Origin of the sequence: Roseococcus pinisoli (assembly GCF_018413645.1) — a bacterium.
In the GTDB taxonomy this organism is placed as follows: Bacteria; Pseudomonadota; Alphaproteobacteria; order Acetobacterales; family Acetobacteraceae; genus Roseococcus; species Roseococcus pinisoli.
The window spans coordinates 1085684-1109775 of sequence record NZ_JAHCDA010000002.1 but is presented as its reverse complement, the minus strand read 5'-3'; the positions used below and the strand labels follow the sequence as shown (position 1 = coordinate 1109775).

General features: G+C 72.1%; 16 protein-coding genes. 12 read left to right on the top strand and 4 right to left on the bottom strand.

Annotated elements, in window-relative coordinates:
- The 6 genes from prsK (at window position 1) to KHU32_RS13870 (ending at window position 10865) form a co-directional block, all read left to right on the top strand.
- Window positions 1–2013 carry an XrtA/PEP-CTERM system histidine kinase PrsK gene (prsK, locus tag KHU32_RS13895; RefSeq protein ID WP_213670676.1) on the top strand — a complete coding sequence of 671 codons (2013 nt, stop codon included), beginning with the start codon at window positions 1–3 and terminating at the stop codon, window positions 2011–2013.
- Window positions 2010–3413 carry a PEP-CTERM-box response regulator transcription factor gene (gene prsR, locus KHU32_RS13890; protein ID WP_213670675.1) on the top strand — a complete coding sequence of 468 codons (1404 nt, stop codon included), beginning with the start codon at window positions 2010–2012 and terminating at the stop codon, window positions 3411–3413. The genes prsK and prsR overlap by 4 nt, the downstream gene beginning before the upstream one ends.
- Before the next feature lie 12 nt (window positions 3414–3425).
- A complete protein-coding gene (prsT, locus tag KHU32_RS13885) occupies window positions 3426–6188 on the top strand; it encodes an XrtA/PEP-CTERM system TPR-repeat protein PrsT (protein WP_213670674.1) in 2763 nt (920 codons plus the stop codon).
- Window positions 6189–6194: 6 nt separating this feature from the next.
- A complete protein-coding gene (locus KHU32_RS13880) occupies window positions 6195–7502 on the top strand; it encodes a putative O-glycosylation ligase, exosortase A system-associated (protein WP_213670673.1) in 1308 nt (435 codons plus the stop codon).
- 136 nt (window positions 7503–7638) lie between these two features.
- Entirely contained in the window at window positions 7639–8832 is a 1194-nt protein-coding gene (locus KHU32_RS13875) for a glycosyltransferase family 4 protein (RefSeq protein WP_213670672.1), read from the top strand.
- Window positions 8829–10865 carry a hypothetical protein gene (locus KHU32_RS13870; protein WP_213670671.1) on the top strand — a complete coding sequence of 679 codons (2037 nt, stop codon included), beginning with the start codon at window positions 8829–8831 and terminating at the stop codon, window positions 10863–10865. The genes KHU32_RS13875 and KHU32_RS13870 overlap by 4 nt, the downstream gene beginning before the upstream one ends.
- Here the strand turns inward: KHU32_RS13870 and KHU32_RS13865 are convergent.
- Genes KHU32_RS13865 through KHU32_RS13855 form a run of 3 tightly spaced genes read right to left on the bottom strand, consistent with a single transcriptional unit; the run spans window position 10851 to window position 13764 of the window.
- Window positions 10851–11858, bottom strand: a complete 1008-nt coding sequence (locus tag KHU32_RS13865; RefSeq protein WP_213670670.1) for a glycosyltransferase family 2 protein — start codon at window positions 11856–11858, stop codon at window positions 10851–10853. The two genes, KHU32_RS13870 and KHU32_RS13865, sit on opposite strands and share 15 nt — an antisense overlap.
- A 2-nt stretch (window positions 11859–11860) precedes the next feature.
- Window positions 11861–12787: an FkbM family methyltransferase gene (locus KHU32_RS13860; RefSeq protein WP_213670669.1), complete on the bottom strand. Its 927-nt coding sequence runs from the start codon at window positions 12785–12787 to the stop codon at window positions 11861–11863.
- Window positions 12784–13764 (bottom strand): glycosyltransferase family 2 protein, encoded by a 981-nt coding sequence (locus tag KHU32_RS13855; RefSeq protein ID WP_213670668.1) that lies wholly within the window; start codon window positions 13762–13764, stop codon window positions 12784–12786. The genes KHU32_RS13860 and KHU32_RS13855 overlap by 4 nt, the downstream gene beginning before the upstream one ends.
- A gap of 238 nt (window positions 13765–14002) precedes the next feature.
- Here KHU32_RS13855 and KHU32_RS13850 point away from each other — a divergent pair, with 238 nt between their 5' ends.
- The 4 genes from KHU32_RS13850 (at window position 14003) to KHU32_RS13835 (ending at window position 19802) form a co-directional block, all read left to right on the top strand.
- On the top strand, window positions 14003–15004 hold the full coding sequence (locus tag KHU32_RS13850) for an NAD-dependent epimerase/dehydratase family protein (RefSeq protein ID WP_213670667.1): 1002 nt from the start codon (window positions 14003–14005) through the stop codon (window positions 15002–15004).
- A gap of 387 nt (window positions 15005–15391) precedes the next feature.
- Window positions 15392–17305 (top strand): asparagine synthase (glutamine-hydrolyzing), encoded by a 1914-nt coding sequence (gene asnB / locus KHU32_RS13845; RefSeq protein WP_213670666.1) that lies wholly within the window; start codon window positions 15392–15394, stop codon window positions 17303–17305.
- Between the two features lie 2 nt (window positions 17306–17307).
- Complete coding sequence (locus KHU32_RS13840) at window positions 17308–18834, top strand: oligosaccharide flippase family protein (RefSeq protein WP_213670665.1); 1527 nt, start codon at window positions 17308–17310, stop codon at window positions 18832–18834.
- A gap of 14 nt (window positions 18835–18848) precedes the next feature.
- Complete coding sequence (locus KHU32_RS13835) at window positions 18849–19802, top strand: glycosyltransferase family protein (protein WP_213670664.1); 954 nt, start codon at window positions 18849–18851, stop codon at window positions 19800–19802.
- Here KHU32_RS13835 and KHU32_RS13830 read toward each other — a convergent pair.
- Complete coding sequence (locus tag KHU32_RS13830; protein ID WP_213670663.1) at window positions 19736–20875, bottom strand: GNAT family N-acetyltransferase; 1140 nt, start codon at window positions 20873–20875, stop codon at window positions 19736–19738. The genes KHU32_RS13835 and KHU32_RS13830 overlap by 67 nt on opposite strands.
- Here KHU32_RS13830 and KHU32_RS13825 point away from each other — a divergent pair.
- Entirely contained in the window at window positions 20874–23093 is a 2220-nt protein-coding gene (locus KHU32_RS13825; protein ID WP_213670662.1) for a glycosyltransferase, read from the top strand. The two genes, KHU32_RS13830 and KHU32_RS13825, sit on opposite strands and share 2 nt — an antisense overlap.
- 8 nt (window positions 23094–23101) lie before the next feature.
- Window positions 23102–23992, top strand: coding sequence for a YdcF family protein (locus KHU32_RS13820; RefSeq protein WP_213670661.1), 891 nt, complete (start codon window positions 23102–23104; stop codon window positions 23990–23992).
- Window positions 23993–24092: the final 100 nt, after the last annotated feature.

Below are 24092 nucleotides of genomic sequence, written 5' to 3'. Positions count from 1 at the left end.
ATGATCGCCACCGCCTCTCCCATCCTGCATGCGGGCAGCGCCGCCATCTGCCTGGCCTGGATCGTCCTGATCCTGGTGGTGGGGAGGGGGAGCACCGCCCTCGTGCTCGCGCTGGCCTGCCTGGCCACCGCCGCCTGGGCCGCCGCCGTCGCCCTCGCGCCTTCCGAGCCGCTCTCCGGCACGGCCGCGGTGCTCGAGGTGCTGCGCAGCGCCGTCTGGTGCGCGGTACTGCTCTGGCTGGCGCGCCGCTTCGGCAATGGATGGTCCTCGGCCCTGATGTGGCGCTTTTCCGCCGCGGCGGCGCTGCTGACAGTCCTGGCCCTGGTGGCGCTGCTGCCGGGCACGCCGAGCTTCCCCACGCTGGGCTCGCCCGGCCTGCTCGCCCGCCTCGGCCTCGCGCTGCTGGTGCTGGTCGTGGCCGAGAACCTCTGGCGCAATGCCGAGGAGGGAACCCGCTGGCATGTGGTGATGCCCTGCATCGCGCTCGGCCTCGTCTCCGCCTTCGACGTCCTGCTGCATGCGGATGCCGCGCTGTCGCGGGGCTATTCCCCGGCGCTGCTCGACGGCCGTGCGGCCGTGGCCGCACTGGCCATGCCGCTCCTCGTCGTCGCGGCGGCGCGCGACCGGCGCTGGCGCCGCGACCCGCCCGTCTCGCGTCAGGCGGTCTTCCACGGCACCACCTTCATCCTCGCCGGCACCTTCCTGCTCGGCGTCGGCGCCGCGGGCGAGGTGCTGCGCCATCTGGGCGCGGACTGGACCCGCGCGGCCCAGGCGAGCCTGCTGGCCGGCGGCGTCATGGTCCTCGCCGTGGCGGCCGGCTCGCGCTCCGCTCGGTCCTGGCTGCGGGCGCGGGTGGTGGATCATTTCTTCACCGCGCGCTTCGACTATCGCCGCGAGTGGCTGCGCTGCATCCGCACCCTCTCCGGCCATGCCGAGGATCCGCAGCGCCGCGCGGTGATCGCCATCGCCGATCCCGTGGACAGCCCGGCCGGGCTGCTTTTCCTGCGCGATCCGGAGAATGGCCGGCTGAGCTGGGCGGGCGCCTGGAACATGCCGAAGGTCGACCTCAGCCCCGCCGCCGACCAGGCGCTGCTCGCCGCCCTGGGCGAGGGCGAGCGCATCGCGACCGAGGTGCCGGTCGAGGTGGCGGAGGGTATCGGCCCGCTCTGGCTGGCCGTGCCGCTCTATCATCACCTGGACGGCCTGATGGGCGTCGTGCTGCTGGCGCCGCCGCGCGCGGCCTTCGCGCTCGACGGCGAGGTCTTCGACCTGCTGCGCGCCGTCGGCCGCGCGGTCGCGATGTTCCTGGCCGAGCGCCGGGCCGCCGAGCGCCTTCGCGATCAGCGCGACCTGCAGGACTATGCGCGCCGCTTCGCCTTCGTGGCGCATGACGTGAAGACCGTGGCGCACCAGCTTTCCATGCTGCACGCCAATGCCGAACATCACATGGACGACCCGGAGTTCCAGGCCGACCTGCTGACCACGGTCGGCGCGGCCGCGGCGCGCATCGCCACGTTGGTGGCGCGCCTGCGGAACCCGGAGGCGGAGGAGAGCCTCGCGCGCGTCGCGCCGCTCGACCGGCTGCGCACCATCGCCCGGAACATCGGCCATGCCGTCGAGATCCGCGATCAGGGCGCCGCGGAATGCCGGGTCCCGATCGCGGCCGGGCGCTTCGACGCGGCACTGCGTCATCTTCTCGACAATGCGGCCGAGGCCTCGCCCCCCGACGTGCCGGTGTGGGTGACCCTGAGGCAGGAGGAGGCGCGCCTCGTGCTCGACATCACCGACCGCGGGCCCGGCATGTCCGCCGAATTCGTGCGGGACACGCTGTTCCGGCCGCTTTCCTCCGGCCGCGCGGGCGGCAACGGCATCGGCGCCTGGCAGGCGCGCGACCTGCTGCGCGGCGCGGGCGGCGACATCGACGTGATCACGGCGCCGGGCAGGGGAACGACCATGCGCGTCACCTTGCCCTGCCTGCCGGCAGCCGAGCTGGTGCGTGAGGTGGCGGCATGAGCAAGCCGAAGCTCCTCGTGGTCGAGGACGATCTGGGCCTCTGCGCCCAGTATCGCTGGGCCTTCCCCAACTACCGCGTGCTCCTGGCGCATGACCGCCGGCAGGCGGAGACGACGGCGCGGCGCGAGCAGCCCGCCATCGCCCTGGTGGATCTCGGCCTTCCGCCGGATCCCGAGGGCGTGTCCGAGGGCTTCGCGACGCTGGCGATGCTGCGTGCCCTCTCGGCGAACATGCCGGTGGTGGTGGCGAGCGGCCAGGGCGACCGCGAGAACATGCTGCGCGCGCTGCGCGTCGGCGCCTATGACTTCTGCGAGAAGCCCGTCGACCTCGACGTGCTGCGCACCATCCTTGACCGCGCGCTGCGCCTGCGCGAGCTCGAGGACGAGAACCAGCGCCTGGCCGCGGCGCCCCGGCCGAGCCCCATCGCCAATATCATCACGGCCGATGAGGGCATGCTGCGGGTCTGCCGCATGGTCGAGCGCCTGGCCACGGTCAACGCGCCCGTCCTGCTGCTGGGCGAGAGTGGCACGGGCAAGGAGGCGCTGGCCCGGGCGCTGCACGACATGGGGCCGCGCGCCGCCCGGCCCTTCATCGCCATCAACTGCGCGGCGATCCCCGAGGCGCTCCTGGAAAGCGAGCTCTTCGGCCATGAGCGCGGCGCCTTCACGGGCGCCGTGAAGCAGACGACGGGGCGCGTGGAGCAGGCCCATGGCGGCACGCTCTTCCTCGACGAGGTCGGCGACCTGCCGCAGGGCCTGCAGGCCAAGCTGCTTCGCTTCCTCCAGGACCAGACCTTCGAGCGGGTGGGCGGGCGCGTGCCCGTCCGGGTCGATGTGCGCGTCGTCTCCGCGACCAACCAGCCGCTCGAGGCGCAGGCGGGGGCCGGGAAGTTCCGCGGCGACCTGCTCTTCCGCCTCAATCCCATGACGGTGCGCGTGCCGCCGCTCCGGGAGCGCAGCGGCGACATCCCGCTGCTCGGGCGATGGTTCCTCGCCCGCTATGCCCATGAATTCCAGCGGCGCCTGCGCGGCTTCGAGGATGCGGCCCTCGACGCCATGCTGGAATACCAGTGGCCGGGCAATGTCCGCGAGCTGGGCAACCGCGTCCAGCGCGCCGTGCTCATGGCCGCGGGACCGCTCATCACCGCGGCCGATCTCGAGCTCGCGCCCGGCTCCGGCGGTGAGGCGGAGAACCTGGACATCCGCGCCGCCCGCGCCCGGGCCGAGCGGGAAACCATCTCCCGTGCCCTGGCGCGCAGCCACGGCAGCCTCTCGAACGCGGCGCGCGTGCTCGGGATCAGCCGTCCGACGCTCTACGGCCTGCTCGCGACCCACGGGCTGACGCCGGAGCGTGAGCCGGCGGACGACAAGCCTCTCGAACCCAAACCCCCCAAATCCTGACCGGAGGCGATCATGATCCGCCAGCCCGTGATGCTTTCCCTGGTCGTCGCTGCCGCCATGGCCGCGACGTCGCCGGCCATGGCCAATCCCGCGAGGGACCGCGCCGTGCTCGCCCAGGCCCGGGGCGAGCTGCGCGCGGCGCAGATCGAATGGCGAAACGCCGTGCGCGCCGAGCCCACGGTCGGCGCGATCCGGGCCGGGCTCGCCTCGGCGAGCCTGGATATCGGCGATGTCGACACGGCCGAGCGCGAGGCGCGCGCGGCGCTGGCCAATGGCTACGACCGCGCGGCCGGCACGGCGCTGCTGATGCGCGTGCTGCTGAGCCAGGGCCGCTTCCGCGACGTGCTCTCGGAATTCCCGGAACCCGCGCCGGACCTTCCACCGGCCGTGGCCCTGCAGGTGGCGGCCGGGCGCGCGTTGGCGCAGATCGGCTCCGGCGACGTCGAAGGCGCCCGCGCCTCGGTGGCCACGGCGGAACGGCTCAACGGCGCGAGCATGGAGGCGGGCGTGGCCGCTGCCTCCCTGGCGATGACTGAGGGCGACAAGGCCGCGGCCGAGGCGCGCATCGATCGCACCCTGGCCGCGCATCCCAATGCCCGCGAGGCCCTGCTGATCAAGGCGCAGCTCCAGCTCGAGCGGAACGATCCCACGGGCGCCCTCGAGAATTTCGGCCGCATCGTCTCCACCGCGCCCGGCGAGGTGACGGCGCGCCTGCGCCGCGCCGAGGTGCTGCTGCGGATGGGCCAGGTCGACCGCGCGGCACCCGATATCGACGCCGTCTCGGCCTCCGTGCCCAACAACGCCATGGCCGTCTATCTGCGCGCCATGGCCTTCAGCCTGCAGCAGAACTGGCGCGCCGCCGATGCCACGCTGCAGCGCCTGGGCCCGCAGGTCGCGGCCTTCCCGGACGGTCTGCTGATGCAGGCGATGGCCAAGCGCGGCCTCGGCCAGACCGCCCAGGCCGAGGATGCCGCCCGCCGGCATGTGGCGCGCTTCCCCGACGATCCGCGCGGCGCACGGCTGCTCGGCAGCATGGCGCTGGATGGGGGCCGGCCCGAGGAGGCCGTGGCCGTCCTGGCGCGGGCCACGCAGCGCGAGCCGCGCGACCCCGAGCTCTATGAGCTGCTGGGCCGCGCCTATTCCACCGTGGGCCGGTCGGCGGAGGCCGTGCAGGCGCTGGAGAAGGCGGTGTCCATAGCGCCGGAGAACCCGACCCTGCTGACGCGCCTCGGCATCGCGCGGCTCGCCGTCGGCGATGCCGAAGGGGCGCAGAATGCGGTGAGGGAGGCGCTGAAGCACGGCCCCGCACTGCCCGGCGCGCGCGAGATGCTGGTGGCGACGGCGATGTCGCGCGGCGATCTGGCGACGGCGGAAACCGAGCTTGCCGGCCTGCCGGCCGATACGAGGCGCGGCGAGGTGGCGTCTTCGCTCGCCGGCACGCTCAGCCTGATGCGGCTCGACCTTCCGGCCGCGCGCACGGAATTCGAGAATGCCATCCGCCAGGCGCCCGCCAGCAAGATCGGACGCCTCGGCCTGGCCAGGGTCGCGCTGCTGCAGGACCGTGGCGAGGAGGCCATTCGCCTCGTCGCGGAAGTGCTACGGCAGGATCCGGCCAATGCGGAGGCGATCCGCCGCATGTCCGAGCTCACGACCGGCCCCGCCGGCCCGGCGGCCCTGACGGCTCTGGTCGCCGAGCAGGCAGCGAGCCCGGCGCAGCCGGCCCTCGCCATCACCACCGCCGAGGCGCTGGCCCGGAACGGCCAGGCGGATCGCGCGATCGCGATACTCGGGGGCGATGCCCTTCGCCAGGGGAGGGGCACCGCCATCCCGCTGGCGCGGTCGGAGATCCAGGCGGCCGCCGGCCAGGCGGCGCGGGCGGAGGAATCCGCCCGCGAGGCGCTGGCGGAGGATCCTTCCTCCGCGCGCGCCAGGGTGCAGCTCGCGCGGCTGAGGATGCGCGCGAACGATCCGCGGGAGGCCGAGGCCCTGCTGCGGGAAGGGCTGCGGGCAGCGCCGGGTGATGCCATGCTCCAGCAGGCGCTCATGGGCCTGATCACCGAGAACCGGGGCGTCGATGCGGCCCTGGCGGAGGCGACGCAGCTCGCTTCCCAGGCCGATGCCCTGCCGGCGGCGGCGACCCTGCGCGGCGACGTGCTGATGGCCGCGCACCGGCCGGCCGAGGCGGCGCAGGCCTTCGCGGCCCTGACGCCCTCGAGCCCCAGCGGGCCGCTGGCCCTGCGCCTCTCCGCCGCTTTGCAGGCGGCAGGCCAGCCGGACCAGGCGGCCGCCGCGCTGCGGGCAAGGGTGGAGGCGGTGCCGGACGATGTAGAGGTCCTGAACGCCCTCGCGCAGTTCGACATCGTGGCCGGCCGCACCGCCGCGGCCGAGGCGCGGCTGCGGCAGCTGATCGCCATCGCGCCCGAGCATCCCATGGCGCTGAACAACCTGGCATGGCTCCTGGGCGAGCGCGGCGATCCCGACTCGTTGGTGCAGGCGCGCGGCTTTGCCCAGCGGGCCTTCTACCTGGCCCCCAACCCGGACACGGCCGACACGCTGGGCTGGATCCTGGCGCGCGGCCCGGATCATGGCCTCGCCGTCACGCTGCTGCGGCAGGGCGGCGACAGGGCCGGTACCGCCTATCGCCTGGCCTATGCGCTGCAGAAGGCCGGGGAGCGGCAGGAGGCGCTGCGCGTGCTCACGCCGGTCCTCGCGACGGATACGACCTTCCCGGAACGCTCGCAGGCCGAGCGCCTGCGCGCCGAACTGCAGCCCTGATCCCGGATGCGCGACGCCGTCTTCATCCTGACCATGGCCGGGCTGCTGCCGCTGGCGGTGTTCCGGCCTTTCGTGGGCATCCTGCTGTGGTGCTGGATCTCTTTCATGAATCCGCACCGGCTGGTCTACGGCGTGGCGATGGAGCTGCCCTGGGCGGTTGCCATCTTCGCCGCGACGCTGATCGGCGCGGTGGTTTCCACCGAGATCACGCGGCCGCGGGTGGATGCGATGACCTGGCTGCTGCTGGCGCTGCTGACCTGCATCACCGTCACCTCCGTGACGGCGCTCGGCGTGCCGGCCGAGGTCTGGGCCAAGCACGATGCCGTGATGAAGGTGATCCTGGGCCTGATCCTGACCTCGGCGCTGCTGACCGAGCGGCGGCGCATCCATGGCGTCGTCTGGGCGATGGTGATCGCCATCGGCTATTACGGCGTGCGCGGCGGCATCTTCGCCATCATGACCGGCGGCAACTATCGCGTCTGGGGCCCGCCGCAGACGATGATCAACGACAACAACCACCTCGCCGCCGCGATGCTGGTGACGCTGCCGCTCATGAACTACCTGCGGCTCCAGTCCCGGCACCACATCGTCCGCGTGGGCCTGGCCGTCGCCATGGCGCTGACGCTGCTGGCCGTGGTCAGCAGCTACTCGCGCGGAGCGCTCCTCGGCCTCGGTGCGGTGGTGGCGGTGCTGTGGTGGCGCAGCGACTCCAAGATCCTCTCCGCGGCCATGCTGGCCGTGGCGCTGACGGGCGCGATCACCTTCATGCCGCCCCAGTGGATGGACCGCATGAACAGCATCACCGAGTATCAGGAGGACGGCTCGGCCACGGAGCGCCTGGTGCTCTGGGGTATCTCCTGGAAGCTCGCGCTGGAGCGGCCGCTCGTCGGCTCCGGCTTCACGGGGCCCTACAACCGCGAGGTCGTGGATCGGGTGGCGCCCGGCGGGCCGGCGCGCGCGGTGCACAGCATCTGGTTCGAGCTGCTGGGCGAGCAGGGCTTCGTCACCTTCGCGGTCTGGCTCGGCATGACGTTGATGGGCCTCTTCTGGGCGCAGCGGCTCATCGGCGCGACGCGTGGGAAGCCCGAGCTCTCCTGGGCCTATGACCTGGCGCGCATGAGCCAGGTCTCGATCGTGGCCTATCTGGTGAGCGGCACCTTCCTCTCGCTGAGCTACTGGGACTTCTACTGGACGCTGCTGGTGGTGATCGGCGCGGCCTGGACGCAGGTGCGGCGTGCGGTGGCGCCTGCCGCTGCACGCGCGAGCACCTGGCCGGGGACCCGCGCCCCGCAGCCTGGGTGGCGCACCGCATGACGGAGACACGGCATGGATTCGCTCTACTTCGTCGCCATGCTGGGCGGCATGGCCTGGCTAGCCGTCTGGGCGGCGCGCAACCCGGGCGCGGAGGACCGCTACTGGTGGCCCTTCGACATGCGCGAGGAGAAGCCTGATGTCGGCAACCCGGACGGCGCCCGTCAGGCCGCCGAAGCCCGCGCCCGCGGCTGGCGCGCCCGCGCCGCTGCGACTGCTGACCTTCAGCACCCTCTACCCAAGCCCGGCGCGGCCGCATCATGGCGTCTTCGTCGAGAATCGCCTCCGGCATCTTCTCGCCGGCGGTGAGGCCCGGGCCGAGGTGCTGGCGCCCGTGCCCTGGTTCCCGGGGCGGGGCAGGTCGGTGCCGGCCTGCGAGACGCGGCATGGGATCACCGTGCACCATCCCCGCTTCCTGGCTCCGCCCGGGCTCGGGATGTACACCGCGCCCCTGGCCGTGCTGGCCGCCGCCCGCCGTGTCCTGCGGCGCCTCTGGGCGGAGGGCGCCCGCTTCGACGCGATCGACGCGCATTATCTCTATCCGGATGGCGTCGCGGCCATCCGCCTCGGCCGCGAATTCGGCCTTCCCGTGGTGATCACCGCCCGCGGCTCGGACACCAGCCAGCTGCCGCGATACGCGCTGCCGCGCCGCCTGATCCAGGAGGCGATGCGGGAGGCTGCGGCGCTCATCGCCGTAAGCGAGGGGCTGAAGGGCGGCCTTGTGGAGCTCGGCGCACCACCGGAGAAGGTGACGGTCCTGCGCAACGGCGTGGACCTCCATGCCTTCCGCCCGGCGGTGGCGCGCATTCCCTCGGCGATGCCGACCTTGCTCACCATCGGCCATCTCATCCCCCGCAAGGGGCATGACCTCGTCATCGGTGCGCTGCCCGCGCTGCCCGGCCATCAGTTGGTCGTGGTGGGCGAGGGGCCGGAGCGTGCGGCGCTGGAGGGGCTGGCCCGGCGCCTCGGCGTGGCGGATCGCGTCCGCTTCGCCGGTCTGCAGGCGCATGAGGATCTGCCGCGCTTCTACAACGCCGCCGACGTGATGATCCTCGCCTCCAGCCGCGAAGGCTGGGCGAATGTCCTGCTCGAGGCGATGGCCTGCGGAACGCCCGTCATCGCCAGCCCCGCCTGGGGCAGCCGCGAGGCCGTGGCCGCGCCGGAGGCCGGGATGGTGCTGGACGAGACAACGCCGGACACCATCGCCACCGCGGTCCGTGCCCTGCTGGCGGCCCCGCCCTCGCGCGCGGCTACCCGTGCCTATGCCGAGCGCTTCGGCTGGGATGCGACGACGGCGGGCCAGATCGCCCTCTTCCGCCGGGTGCTGGCATGAGGCGCCGCGCGGCCCTGGCGCTCGCCGCCCTGCCGGTGCTGCCGGCCTGCGCCATGGCGCAATCCGGCGGTGCGGCGCTTCCGTGCCCCACCCGGCCGGGCGATGTCGTGGGCCTTCTGCTGGAGGGCACGGGCGCGCCCGCCAATACGGTGGTCGTCTTCGGCCAGTGCTTCCGGCCCGGCGATCTGCCGCGCGGTGCCACGGCCGGCGCCCGTCTCGCCGACGGCCGACCCATGGTCGCGCAATGCGACGTGAAGGCCCGCCATCCCGACGGCTCGGTGCGCTTCGCCGTGATGGCGCTGGCGGCGCCGGCGCTCGCGGCCGGGGCCAGGCAGGGCGTCGTGCTGACGCGCGACAGCGCGCCGGGCGGCCGGCTCGATGCGCCCGCGCTCATGGGCACGCACCGCGCCGAGCTCTGGGTCGGCGACCGCCGGATCGACCTCGTCGAGCTGTTGCGGACGGCCTTGGCCGCCCCCGATGCGCGACCCTGGCAGTCCGGCCCGCTGGCAGCGCAGGCGCGGGTCTCGGTGCCGCTGACGCATCTGGGCGTCACCTCCCTCCGGCTCGTCGCGGATCTCGCGATCCGGGCCGATGGCAGCCTCTGGGTCGAGCCCTGGCTGCGCAATGACGGCGCCATGAGCGCGGGCGGCGGGCCCGTGACCTATTCGATGCGGCTGGCGCTGGATGGGCGGGAGGTCCTGCGTGCGCAGATCGCGCGGCAGCATCAGTATACCGGCTGGGGCCGCCTGGCGGGCACGGGGCCGGCACCGCCCCACGTCCGGCATGATGCGGCCTATCTTGCCGAGACGGGCGCCGTACCGCGCTACGACCTTTCGACCGGCGTGTCGCCCGCCCTCCTCGCGACGCTGGGCGAGGCCACGCGCTCCCCGGCCTGGGCGCGGCCGCTGGATCCGCGCCTCATCGCGCAGACCATGACGCAGACGGGCGCCCGCCCGGATATCGGCCCCGTCACGCAATCCCAGGCGATCTGGCTGCAGACGGGCGATGCCCGCGCCGCCGCCTTCGCCAGCGGCCAGGCGGAGGCCGCCGGCGCCATTCCCTGGCACTTCTGGGACGGTGGCTGGATGGATACGCGGCGCTGGCCGCGCCTTTGGACCGATGCGCGGGGCGGACCGCCGCCCGGCGGGCTGCGGCAGCCCATCGCCGCCGATACGGGCTGGACGCTCGACAGCGCGCATCAGCCCGATCTCTCGACCGTGCCCTACCTTCTGACCGGCCGGCGGGCCTTCCTCGACGAGCTGCAGGCCCAGTCCTCCTGGTCCGTCCTGGGGCAATGGACCGGCACGCGTGGCACGCCGGACCGTCCGGGCGTGGCGGAAGGCGTGAATGTCGTGCGCAACAACCAGGTGCGCGGCGCCGCCTGGTCGCTGCGACAGCTGGACGGCGCGGCCTGGGCCACGCCGGACGACGATCCCATGAAGCCCTGGCTGCAGGCCACCGCCGCGGCCAACTGGGCCTGGGTGCGCTCCCGCCTCCCGGCCTGGACCACGGCGCAGGGTGAGGCGCATGGCTGGATCCCGGGGGAATATGGCGTTCCCGGCCTCCTGCCGCCCTGGCAGCAGGACTACTTCGCCTTCGCCGCCGCGGCGGCGGCGCGGCGCGGCAATGCGGATGCCGGCGCGGTGCTGCGATGGATGGGCAATTTCCTGACCGGGCGCTTCCTGTCCGAGCGGCGCGGTTTCGCCCCGCATGACGGCGCGGCCTATCTGATCGCGGTCAATGCCGATGCCAATGCCAGCGCGCCGCTGCGCAGCTGGACCGAGATCGGCCAGGCGACGCGCGGCCGCAACCTCTCCAACGGCAATGGCTGGTCGAAGACGGAGGGCGATTATGCGCAGCTCGCCCTCGCCTCCCTGGCCATGCTCTCGGATGTGACGGGTGACGATCAGGCCCGGGCCGCCTGGCACTGGCTGCGCAATGCGGGCGCGCCCTTCACCCATCAGGAGGCGTTCCGCCGCGACCCGATCCTGAACATCGTGCCGCGCGAGGCCGCGCGCTCAGCCTGCCGATGACGTCCCGGCGCGCCAGCTGCCGAGTCGCAGCAGGGAGGCCGCCGCCAGGCCGCTGAACGGGGGCGGCCACCGCGCGACCATCGCCTTCACGCGCTGGGACGCGCTTCGTCCGGAAGCGCCGAGCATCGCGTCGATGGCGAGGACGGCTTCGAAGTCGTGGCGGGCGAAGGCGATGTCGAAGGCCTCGCGCCGGCGACGCGCGATGCTCTCCGTGATCTCCCGCGCCAGGGGGCGCAGGGTGGGCCGCCGCGCCAGTACATGCTCGAGGATGGCGGCGTCGCCCAGGTTCATGGTCTGCACGTCGCCCGAGTAATTCGCCTCGTGCTTGCGGATGCTGACCAGCGGCCGCCGGATGACCCCGAAGGGCGCATGCTCGCCGAGGAGCAGGACGGTCGCGAAATCGGTCCCGACCACGCGGCCCACGCTTTCATCCCATCCGCCGATCGAGAGCAGGAACTCGCGGTCGGCGACCATGCAGGAGGGGAAGAAGGGCTGGAAGCGGACCAGCCGGTCGACGATCGGCCGGTCGAAGACGGCCTGGTCCTCTCCGAGCTCGCGCATTCCCTCCCAGAAGCCGGGCGGCGCGTCGCCGAACTTGTCGTCCTTTTGGTCAGCAGTCTCGGCCAGGATGCGGAAATTCGCATAGGCCACGCGGAGGCCGGGCTCCCGTCGCCAGATGCCGCGCATCTCCGCCAGGAAGCCGGCGTCCCAGAGATCGTCGCTGTCGCAGAAAGCGACGAGATCGCCCGTCGCGACGGAAAGCCCGTGGTTCCGCGCGGCGAGGTCGCCGGCATTCGCGATGCGGAGGACCGTCACCTGGGGGGCGAAATCCGCGGCCACCATCTCGGCCGTGCCGTCGGTGGAGCCGTCATCCACGACGATCACCTCCTCCGCCGGGGAGGTCTGCGCGAGCACGTGGCGCAGGGTCTCCCTCAGCAGGGCGGCGCGATTGAAGGTGGGAATGATGACGCTGATGCGGAGTGAGGCCATCATCGCTAGGGGCGCCGGAATCCGAGATCGAGCGTGCCGGAGCTCCCGCCGAGCGGCCGGCAGAAAGGAGCCGGCCGTTCGATGTAGAAACGGCCTTCATAGGGATTCGCGATCTCGAAGGGCTCGAAGCCAGCCGCCTTGAAGGGTGCGAGGAAGTCCTCCAGCGAGGCACCGAACTGCGCGAGCGCTCCGGGATTCACCTCGACCAGGATCTCCACCTCCTGGCGGAGCCTCGGCAGCAGGTCCCGCATGCCCTGGAGCACGAGCCATTCCGCGCCCTCCACGTCGATCTTGATGAGGCGCGCGGCCAGCAGCGCCTCCAACGGCACGATGTCGGCGATCGGTCGGCCCTCCACCACGGCCTCCCGCGCAGCGCCCACGCGCGCCGCCTCGCTCGCGACGATGGTGGTCCCGCCGAGATTCGTGCCGTCGTGCAGGAAGACCGTGACCTCGCCGGGCTCGGCCGTGGCCGCCATGTTGTAGGTCGTCACGTTGCGCACGCGGTTGGTCTCGAGGTTCTGTCGCAGCCGCGCATGGATCCAGGGCGAGGCCTCCACCGCATGGACCTGCCCTTCCGGCCCGACGAGATGGGCGGCGAGCAGCGCGTGGGTGCCGACATTGGCGCCGATATCCACCACCGTGTCGCCCGGCCGCAGCGCGGCGCGGTAGAGCGCGGTGATCGCCGGCTCCCAGACGCCGAAGAAATAGAGGAAGCCGTGCACGCTGTCGGGGAAGCTGCCGGCGAAGCGTGCGCCGAAGCTGGAGCGGGCCTCGATGTCCAGCTGCCGCCAGAGCAGGTGCCGCGTCACCACCCGATCCCAAAGCGGAACCTTGCCGAGCTGGCCCGGCATCCGCTGGAGATAGGTGGCGCAGGCCGCGCAGGCCGCGCGGATCGCGAGGTCCTTCAGGCCGGGGGAGATCGCCGCCCTCATGCGCCGCGCGCCCCGAAGCGCTCCGTCGAGCTGTAGGCGGCGCCGGCCTCCTCCGATCCCCGCAGCCAGAGGCGGAGGAAGAGCAGGAGGTCGCGCACCTCGCGCGGGTCGATGGTCCATCCGCGCACCGCGATGGCCAGGGCACGCCGGCGGCGGCCGGCCAGCAGGTTGTTGACGGCCAGGCCCTTGATGGCGCTGTAGCGCGCCCACCGGATCTCGCGCCGGTAGTCGCGCAGCGCCGGGTCGCGCGCGGCGATGCGATGCATGCGCAGCGAGGACAGGTCCAGGCGGCGCGGATTGGTGACGAGGCTCTCGCCCCCGCGGCGCCATCCATATCCGTCGACGCCCAGGTAGAAGAGCGGGGTGAGGGTGGAGAGCTTGGCCATGAAGAGAAAGTCCTCGAAGTAGCAGAGCCCCTCGGCGAAACCGCCGACCTGCTTCACCAACGCGCGGCGGACGACCATGGCGCCAAGGTGCAGCAAAAAGTCGCTGAGCAGGATCCGGGTGAGGGCGGGCGCCTCGAAGCGGAGCACGCCCCCACCGAGGCTTTTGGCCACCGGGCAGGTCAGGCGTCGGGCCGGCCGCCAGGAGCCATTGGGGTCGATCAGCCGGTGGCTGACGCCGAACCAGCTGGCCTCGGGATGCGCCGCGGCCAGGCGCCGCAGACGCGCGGGCTGCTCGGGAAGCCAGACATCATCCGCATCCAGGAAGCCGACCCATTCCTCGGTCGCGGCGGCGAGGCCGAGGTTGCGGGCGCCGGCGGGGCCCAGGTTGCGTGGCGCATGGACCAGCAGGACGCGCGGATCCGCCGCGGCGAGGGCGTCGAGGGCGCTCAGCGTATCCGGCCGGTCCGACGCATCGTCCACCAGGATGAGCTGCCGGAGAAAGGGGGACCGGTCATCGAGGAGGGAGCTGGCGGCGGCGGTGAGCAGGGATGGGGCCGTGTTGAAGACGGGGCAGATGATGCTGGTCTGCATCCGCGGGCTCCCAAGTCACTGGGGTTCGATAGTGGTCGGGAACCTAGTCGGGATTCGCCTTCATTGTAAATGAATAGCGCAACATATTCTGTATATTTATGGTAAATCAAATTTTATATAAACGTAAATTTGCCTAAACTTTATAGAATGGTAAGTAAAAAACGAGAAATAGACGATTTTATACTTGATGCGATACCGGGCCGGTGGTCCTCTCCGGCCCGGAAGGAGTTCCGGCATCATGGGTCAGCTGTTGGTTACCGGCGGCTGCGGCTTCATCGGATCGCATCTTTGCGAAGCGTTGTTGGCGCAGGGACACGAGGTTCGTGTGCTCGACGACCTCTCGACGGGTTCGCTGGACAATCTGGCACCCGGGGCGACGCTCGTGATCGGCAGCGTGGACAATCCAGAAGATGTCACCCGTGCGATGGTCGGCGTGGACGCCTGCTTCCACCTCGCCGCGATCGCCTCCGTCCAGCGCGGCACGGAGGCCTGGCTGGCGACCCATCGGACGAACCTCACCGGCACGATCACGGTGCTGGAGGCCGCGCGGGTCGCGGCGGCGCAGCGCGGGCGGCCGGTTCCGGTCGTCTATGCCTCCTCGGCGGCGATCTACGGCGCGCCGGCCTCCGTTCCTCTCGGCGAGGATGCGGCGCCCGGGCCGCTATCGGCCTATGGGGCGGACAAGCTCGGCTGCGAGCTGCATGCGCGCGTGGCGGGCGCGGTCCATGGCATTCCCACGCTGGGGCTGCGGTTCTTCAACGTGTTCGGGCCGCGACAGGATCCCGGATCGCCCTATTCCGGCGTGATTTCCATTTTCTGCGAGCGCCTGTCGCGCGGCGATGGGATCGTCATCTATGGCGACGGCGCCCAGACGCGGGACTTCGTTTTCGTGACCGACGTGGTGGCGGCCCTGCTGGCCGGCATGGGCGCGGCCAGCACCGCCGCCCCCGTCTTCAACGTCTGCACCGGACGCGCGACGAGCGTGAGGAAGCTGGCGCAGCTGATCGCCGCGGCCGCCGGTTCCCGCGCCGCCATCGAGTTCCGGCCTTCGCGCGCGGGCGATATCCGGCATTCCGTCGGATCGACGCTCCGCGCTCGCGCCGCCCTGGCGCTGCCGCCGCCCATGGCGATCGAGGCAGGGCTGGTGCGGGTGCTGGCGTGGATGGGGTCGGGCGCGCCGACGCTGGTCTCCGTGGGGGCGATGGCCTCCGCGTTGGGGCCGGCCTCCCGCAATGCCTGACGCGCAACAGGGCGGCTGGTCTCAGCCCAGCAGCGCTCGCAGGAGCCGCGCGAGCGCGAGCCAGAGCGTCGCGGACAGCAGCAGGATCACCACGATCGAGACCCGCCACGACCAGCGGTTGCGTCTGGTCATGCCTGGCCCTGCGCGCCGGGATTCATCGGGCGACGCCCGGCCGACCTCAGCACGGCGCCATCTCCATCACTTGCTCTCGGCGATGACGGTGCAGGCGCTTCGCGGATTCGCCAAGACAAATCCTGATACTCGAAATTACTCCGCGAAGTCCGATGAATTCGCCTTTCCGTTCTGAAGTTGTCTGTCGGTGAGAATAACAAAATTCTCCCATGTGAATAATAAATCTGCCCATCCGATGTCCCTGGAGATAGTAACATGTGCGGTATCGCGGGCCTGTTTCACGCCTTCCGCCCGGCGGAGCCCGACCCGGCCACGCTGAGGCGCATGGCGGATCGTCTGCGCCATCGCGGGCCGGACGGCGAGGGCCTGCATGCCGAGCAGCATCTCGGCTTCGTGCATCGCCGCCTCGCCATCGTCGATCTCGCCGGCGGCGCCCAGCCCATGGCGACGGAGGACGGGCGCGTCGTCATCACCTTCAATGGCGAGATCTACAACCACGGGGCGCTCCGGCGCGAGCTCGGTGCGCTCGGCCATCGCTTCCGCACGCGCTCGGACACGGAGGCCATCCTGCATGGCTGGCGGGAATGGGGCGTGGATGTCCTGCGCCATCTCGACGGCATGTTCGCTTTCGCGCTCTGGGACGCCGACCAGGGCCAGCTGCTGCTGGCACGCGATCGCCTCGGGGAGAAGCCGCTCCATTACGCCCGCCTGCCCGATGGCGGCTGGGCCTTCGCCTCGGAGATTCCGGCGCTGCTCACAGTCCCGGGCGTCTCGGGCCGGATCGACCCGGCCGCCCTGGATGACTTCCTGGCCCTCGGCTACGTGCCCGATCCCGCCACTATCTATGCCGATGTGCGGACCCTGCCGCCGGCCCACGCGCTGCTGCTGCGCCGCGGCGAGGCCGAGGCGACCACCATCCGCTACTGGCGCGCGCCCACCGCCGCCGTGGCCGCGCCGGCCGATGCGGCCGGGGAGCTGGCCGCCCGCCTGGATATCGCGGTGCGCGACCGGCTGATGGCCGACGTCCCGCTCGGCAGCTTCCTCTCGGGTGGGCTCGATTCCGGCGCCGTCACGGCCATGGCCGCCCGTGCCATGGCCGGCATCTCCACCTTCACCATCGGCTTCGAGGACGGGGCCGACGAACGGCCGGTGGCCGCGCGCGTCGCCTGGCAGCTCGGCACGCGCCACCGCGCGCAGAGCGGCACCGCCGATTATGTGGAGATGGCGGCCGAGCAGGCGCGGATCTTCGGGCAGCCCTTCGGCGACCATTCCGCCGTTCCCACCATGGCGGTCTGCGCCCTGGCCCGCCGGCACGTGAAGGTCGCGCTGTCCGGCGACGGGGGTGACGAGGTTTTCGCCGGCTATCGCCGCTACCGCTTCCACAGCCTGGCCGACGGCGTCCGGCGGCGGCTGCCTCCGGGCGTGCGGCGGCGCATGTTCCGCGGCCTGGCCGCGGCCTATCCCGCGATGCACTGGGCCCCGCGCTGGCTGCGGGCGCGCAGCACCTTCACCGAGCTCAGCCTGGACAGCGCGCTCGGCTACTACCGGATGCTGTCCAAGATCCAGTTCGACGCCCGGCGCCGCCTGCTCTCGGTCTCGATGCGCTCGGCGGTGGACGGCTACGACCCGTCGGACCGCTTCCTGGCCCTGATGGGCGAGTGCGATCCGGACGATCCGCTGCTGCAGGCCCAATACGCCGATCTGCACACCTATCTGCCGGGCGACATCCTGACCAAGCTCGACCGCACCAGCATGGCCTCCTCGCTCGAGACGAGGCCGCCGCTGCTGGCGCATGAGCTCGTGGCCTGGGGCCTTGCCTTGCCAGCCGGGCTGAAGCTGCAGGGGGGCGTGGGCAAGCAGGTGCTGCGCCAGGCGATGGCGCCCTATCTGCCGGCCGAGGTGCTGCAAGGCACGAAGCAGGGCTTCGCCGCCTCGATCGGGCGGCAGTTCCGCGTCCAGGCGGGCAGCCTCCGCGCGCGGCTGGGCGGCGAGGCCATGCGGGATTCCGGCCTCATCGACCCCTCGGCCGTGAACGCCCTGATCGACGCCCATGAGGCCGAGCGCGGCGATCATTCGCAGGCGCTGTGGCAGCTGCTGGTGCTGGAAGGCTTCCTGAGCGGCCATGGCCAGGCGCCGATGCTGGCCCAGTCCCAGCTCATCCGGGGCTGAGCATGGCGGGCGAGGACGACAGCATCCTTCGAAGAACGGCGCGCGGCGCCGGCTGGGTCGTGGCCTGGCGCATGTCGACGCGGCTTCTCGGCCTCGGCAGCACGCTGGCGCTGGTTCGCCTGCTGGCGCCGAGCGATTTCGGGCTGGTGGCGCTGGCCGCGGCCTTCGCGGTCTCGCTGGACATCTGCCTCGCCCTTGGCGTGGAGGAGCAGATCATCCGCGCCGACCGGCCGACGCGCCAGCTCTACGACACGGCCTTCACGATCAACCTGCTGCGCGGGGCCGTCGTCGGCGGGCTGGTGGCGATCGCCGCGGCGCCCGCCGCCCGCTTCTTCGGCGACCTCCGGCTGGAGGAGGTGCTTTTCGCCCTGGCGATCTCGGCGCTGCTCTCCGGCCTCGCCAATATCGGCGCCGTCGATTTCCGGCGCGAGCTGCGCTTCGAGCGCGAATTCGTCATGCAGATCCTGCCGCGCCTCGCCGGGATGACGGCGACGATCGCGCTGGCCTTCATCCTGCGCAACCACTGGGCGCTGGTCATCGGCATCTTCGTGAACCGCCTGGGGGTCGTGGCGATGAGCTACGTGCTGCATCCCTACCGGCCGCGGCTGTCGCTCGCGGCCTGGCGCGAATTCGCCGGCATCTCGGCCTGGAGCTGGGCGCTCAGCGTGGCCTCCGTTGTCAAGGACCGGGCCGACAGCCTCGTCATCGGCCGCGTCCTGGGGCCGACGCCGGTCGGCGTCTACACGGTCGGCGTCGAGGTCTCGACCCTGGCGGCCACGGAGCTCGTGGACCCCATATGCCGCGCCTGCATGCCGGGCTTCGCCGCCAGCCGCCGCGAGGGCGAGGACGGCGGCGGCGCCGACTATCTCAGGATCCTCGCGCTGCTGCTGGCGCTGACCCTCCCGGCCGGCATCGGCATCTCGCTCGTCGCTGCGCCCGTGGTGGTGCTCGCCTTCGGCTATGCCTGGCTGGCGGCGGTGCCGGTGGTCGCGGTGCTGGGCGTCGCGAGCGTGCTGACGCCGCTCGGCAATGTGAGCGCGGCGATGCTCAACGCGCATGCCCGGCTCAGCCGGCTGTTCGGCGTGACCGTCTCGGCCGCCACGCTGCGCGTGGGCCTGCTACTGCTGCTGACGCCGGCCTTTGGCGTCACGGGCGCGGCGCTCGCGGTGGCGGGCGCGGTGCTGGCCGAGCATCTGATGCTGGTCGTCTTCGCCTTCCGCCTGCTGCGCCTGCAGGCGGTGCGGCTGGTGCCGGTGCTGTGGCGCCCCGTGCTGGCCTCCGGCGCGATGGCGGGCCTGCTCTGGGAGGTCGGGCTCGGCTGGGCCCCGCCGGAGCCCTCGACCCTGCTGGCGACTGAGCAGCTCGCAGCCGGCGTGTCGCTGGGCGCGCTCGTCTATATCGGAACGCTCGGCTTCCTTTGGGCCTTGGCCGGCCGCCCTCCGGGAGCCGAGGCCGATCTGCTGGGTCTCCTGCGGCGGATCATCGGACGCCTGCGCCTGCGTCTGCGCCATCAGCTCGAGGCGAGCTGATGGGCGAGGTTGGCATGCCCCTGACGAGGCGCGCGGACGCCACGGAGGCCGGGCTCTGCGCCGTCGCCGTCTTCGCCCGCAACGAGGCGGAGCGGATCGGCCCCTGCCTCCGCGCCCTGGCGCGCTGCGAGGCCGCGCCGCGGCTGCACGTCACCCTGCTGCTGAACGGCACGACCGACGGATCGGCCGCCGTCGCCGAAAGGGTCATGGAGAAGGAGGGGCTGGCCGGCGCCATCTACGACATCGCCTATGGCGACAAGTCGCATGCCATGAACCTCTTCCTCCATCAGCTGCGCCCTTCGGCCGCGCATTACGCGATGATCGACGGCTATGCCGAGGTGGAGCCGCCGGCGCTGGACCGCCTGGCCGCGGCGCTGCGGCGGCGGCCGGACGCGCTGGCCGCGGCGGCGGTTCCCCGCACGGGACGGAGCGCGGCCGCGCTGCGCCAGCAGATGCTCGACTATCCGGGCCTGCACGGCTCGCTCTTCATGCTGCGCGGCGAGTTCGTCGAGCGCCTGGTCGCCGCCGGCATCCGGCTGCCGCGGAACCTCTATCGCGGCGACGGGCTGATCGGCTCGTTGGTGATGCACGACCTCGACGCCCTGGGCGGCGGCTGGGTGACCGAGCGCGTCGTGGTGGAGGGGGAGGCCAGCTGGACCGTGCCGCCCGCCGCGCCCTGGCGCTGCCGGGACGTGCGCCGCGTCGCCCGCCGGATGCTGCAGCAGGGCAGGGGACGCCTGCAGACGGCGGCGCTGCGCGAGCTCATCTATGCCGGCGGCTTCCCGAGCCTGCCGGAAGACGCGGACCGCATGGTCCTGGACTGGATCGCCGCCGATCCGGAGGCACGCACGCCAGCCCTGCAGCGCGATCCCTTCGCGCGCCTCGCGCTGGCGCTCATGCGTCAGGCCCGCCCGGAGCCGTCGCCTTCGGAGCTGGAGCCGCGCCTCCTGGCCGCGAGGCCGGGATGACGAAGGAATTCCATCGCCCGCACGCCCAGGCCCTCGATCGATCGGGCCGGCACCATCTCCGCCCAGAACAGCGCCTCGCTTTCCTGTGCGAGGGTGAGCTTGTAGCGATCGGCGCCACCCAGGAAATCATAGACGGCCTCCCCGGCTTCGGCGGCGCGCGCGATGGCGAGGCTGTGGCACGTCAGGCCGGGCTTGCCGTGCGGGCCGGCGCCGGCGAGGTCGAAACCGCTCTGATAGGCCGAGACGCGGCCGCCCAGGCGGAAGTTGTAAAGGATTCCGACGAGACCTCCGTCGCCTTCGATGCGCAGCAGGTCCACCTCGCCCCGCGGCATCGCGCGGGCGATCAGCGCCTCGTGGAAGCGCCGCATGAAGGGGGAGGCGAAGGCGCCCGGCTTGCCGCGCGCGCGCCAGCTCCGCCCGTGCAGCTCGACCATCTCGGCGAAGACCGCCAGCGCCTCGGGCACCGTCTCCGCGCGACGAAGCGCGAGCCGACCGTAGCGCCGGGCGGATCGACGGATCTGCTGCCGCGCATTGGCGCTGAGCCGCGCCAGCGGATCGCCGCCCGCCGCGCGCACCGCTTCCAGATCCAGGCGGGGCGCGAGCCTTTCCTGACGACGGAGCGCGATGCCCGGCGCCAGGGCCAGCACCTCGGCCGGAACGCCACCGAGGATGAGGCGGCGGATGCCGCGCGTGTCCACCGCGGCCTGCAGCAGGGCCCGGCCGATGTCGGGCGTGCCCAGGGTCAGCGGGCCGTTATGCTCGACGAAGGGCGCGTCCAGCGCGGCATCGCCGCTCTCGCCCAGGCAGAGCCGGCCGCCGCGCCGGTTGAACAGCGCCAGGCCCATCAGGCGCCCGCCCTGCATCGCCTTCAGCACCAGCGGATCTGGGAAGCGTTCCTCGATCAGGCATCCGACCCAGCTCCAGCTGCGGAAGAAGGAAAGGCCCGGCACTTCCGGCTCCAATCCCCGCCAGAGCGCTTCCAGTCCATCGAGGCTGTGATGCCGGGAGACCGCGATATTCACCTGGCCATCTGCCCGCCGATCCTCCGCCACCGCAAGCGAAACCTGTGCCATGACCGCTGAACGCCCTGGCCCGCGCCGCGTGCTCCACGTGCTCAAATACTATCGCCCGGCCTTCACGGGGGAAGGCGTCTTCCTCGAACGATCGAGCGCGGTCATGCAGGAGATCGAGCCGGGCATCGCGCACGACCTCCTGGTCACGCACACGCCGCAGCCGGCGCAGGAGATGGCCGCCTGCTCGACGCTGGAGCGCGTGATCTACCTGTCGTCGAAACCGGTCGGCACCTGGCGTAGGCAGACCGCCCTGGCCGCCTGGTTCCTCCGCAACCTGCACCGCTACGACACGGTGCATTTCCGCACGCATGCGGACTGGTACTTCGTGAGCTACGCGCTGGCGCGGCTGATGCGCCGCCGCCTCGTGCTCTCGGCCACGCTCGACGACAGCCTGCCGGTGCTGGTCGGCCAGTATCGGTCCAGCCTGCGGCGGCTCGCGACGGCGGGCTTCAGGCTCTTCGACGCCTTCGTCAGCATCAGCCCCAAGCTCATGAACGAGACGAAGGGCCTCGCCGATCCGGAGCGCTGCCATCTCGTGCCCTGCGGGATCACCATTCCCGAGACCGCGCCGGGGACGCGCGCGCGCCTGCGCCTGCGGCTCGGCATCGGCGCGGAGGACCCTGTCCTTCTCTTCGTTGGCGGGCTTTGCGCGCGGAAGGATCCGCTCTTCCTGGTCGAGGCCATGCCGCGCATCCTCGCCTCGCATCCGCGCGCCCATCTGGTGCTCGTCGGGCCGGTGCTGGAGCCCGACCATCTTCACGCGCTGACCGGGGCCGCGCGCATGGCCGGCATCGAGGAGCGCGTCCATCTGGCGGGCGAGCAGGCCGATCCCCATCCCTGGTTCGCGGCCTCGGACCTCCTCGTCTTCGCCTCGCATCTCGAGGGTTTCGGCACGGTGGTGCCCGAGGCGATGGCGCATGGCCTGCCGGTGGTCGTGCGCCGCCTGCCGCAGGTCAATGACGGCTTCGTGATCGAGGGGCGCACCGGCTTCCTCTTCGACGATGCCGACCGCTACGTCGCGGCCGTCGACGGGCTGCTGCGCGACACGGCGGCACGGGCGCGCATCGGCGCGGCGGCGAAGCAACTCGCCACGGAGCGCTTCGGCATGGGCAACGTGGCCGCGACCTATCTGCGCATCTATGGCGCCCGGGCCCCGGCGGCCTCGCATCTGGAGCAGAGGAAGGCGACCGGGCTGGGCAGCGGCGCCTCGATCTTCGATACGCGCTTCCATTCGCCGGCACCGGTGGCTCGCGATGCGCGCCCGCTGCTGGTGACCATGGTGGATGCGGAGGAGGCCTTCGACTGGTCCGCCCCCTTCCGTCGCGACGCGACGGACGTGACCTCCATGGGGATGCAATGGCGGGCGCATCGCATCTTCGAGCGCCACGGCGTGGTGCCGCTCTATCTCACGGATTATCCCGTCGCGGCGCAGGATGCGGGGCGGGAACCGCTGCAGGACCTGCTTCGCGACGGCGCCTGCGAGATCGGGGCGCAGCTGCATCCCTGGGTCACGCCTCCCTTCGACGAGCCGCTGGGCGAGCGTAACAGCTACGCCGGCAACCTGCCGGTGGAGCTGGAGCTCGCCAAGGCACGCCGCCTCACGCAGGTGCTGGGCGACACCTTCGGCGAGGCGCCCCGCATCTTCCGCACCGGGCGCTTCGGCGCCGGCCCGCGCACGGGCGATATCCTGAAATCCCTCGGCTATGCCGCCGACAGCAGCGTCACCCCCTGCTGGCCGCCCGAGGGCGTGATGCGGCCCTGGCTTTCCGCGCGCCCCTATTGGGCGGACCGCGAGAAGACGCTGATGGAGATCCCCGTCTCCGCCGCGCTGGTGGGCCGGCTCTCGCAGGCGACGCGGGTCGCGCCGCTGGTGCTGCACCCACGGATGCAGCGGATGCACGTCTCGGGGGCCATGTCGCGCCTCGGACTGATGGAGCGCATCCGCCTGAGCCCCGAGGGCATGACGATCGACGAGGCGCGGCGCCTGACGCGCCATATGCTGGCCGAGGGCCATCGCGTCTTCGTGGTGACCTACCACACGCCCTCGCTGGTGCCGGGCAACACGCCCTATGTGCGAAGCGCCGAGGATCTGACGCGCTTCCTCGTCTGGCTCGACGAATTCTACAGCTTCTTCTCCGGCGAGGTCGGCGGCCGCTTCGGAAGCTGGCGGGACGTCCGCTTCGGCGAGGCGGCGCGCGTCCCGATGGCCGCCCAGTGAATGGGGTGATGGCCGTTCTCCAGGGCCTGTTGCCGGCGCTCCTGCTGCCGCCCTTGCTGCTGGCCGGGCTGATCCTGCTCTGCGGGCTGCTGGCCTGGCGGGGCGCCGCCTGGGCGGGGCTCCTCGCCGCCATCTGCGCGCTCGGCCTCTTCGCGATGGCGACGCCGCTGGTCGCGGGGCTGCTCATCGCCTCGCTGGAGCGTGGGGTGCCGATGAACCAGCCGGCCGGCGATGCCACGGCGATCATCATCCTGGGCGGCGACGTCGCGCATGGCCGGGCGGGCGACGAGCCGGGGTCGCTCACGCTGGAGCGTCTGCGCGCCGGGGCCGCTCTGCATCGCGCGACAGGCCTGCCCATCCTGGTCACCGGAGGGGTCCTCGGCCCCGGCGAGCCGCCGCTCGCGACCCTGATGGCGCGCAGCCTGAAGGACGATTTCCTCATCCCGGTGCGCTGGGTCGAGCCGCGCGCGCGGGACACCCGCGACAACGCGCTGCTCTCGGCCGCCATGCTGCGGGAGAGCGGGATGGGCGCGGCGCTCCTCGTTACGCATTCCTGGCACATGGCGCGGGCGATGGAGGCCTTCGGGCGGGCCGGCTTCCCCGTCTACGCACGGCCCGTCCGGATCGAGGACCGGCCGCGAGGCAGCTGGTCCGACCTCGCGCCCCGGCCGGACCGCATGGCCGAAAGTTGGTTCGCCCTGCGCGAATGGCTCGGCCGGCTCGTCTACATGCTGCGGGACGACCCGGCAGAGGGGGTGTCGGCAAAATTTACGGATCCGCCGCGCCCGCCGCGCAACTCGCGCCAAGTCGCTGGCATTCCAGTTGAATTCAGGTGGCTCACATCTTGCTTCCTGCACACGTCCCATTCCTGCCGAAAGATCGAGGACGCTGCCGCATGACACCCCCGCCTCTGCCCGACCGGACGGCGCCTGCCAGCGCAAAGGCCGTGTCTTGAGCATGGCGGCGGAAAAGCAGCCGGCGCTTCCGATGGCCCCCAGG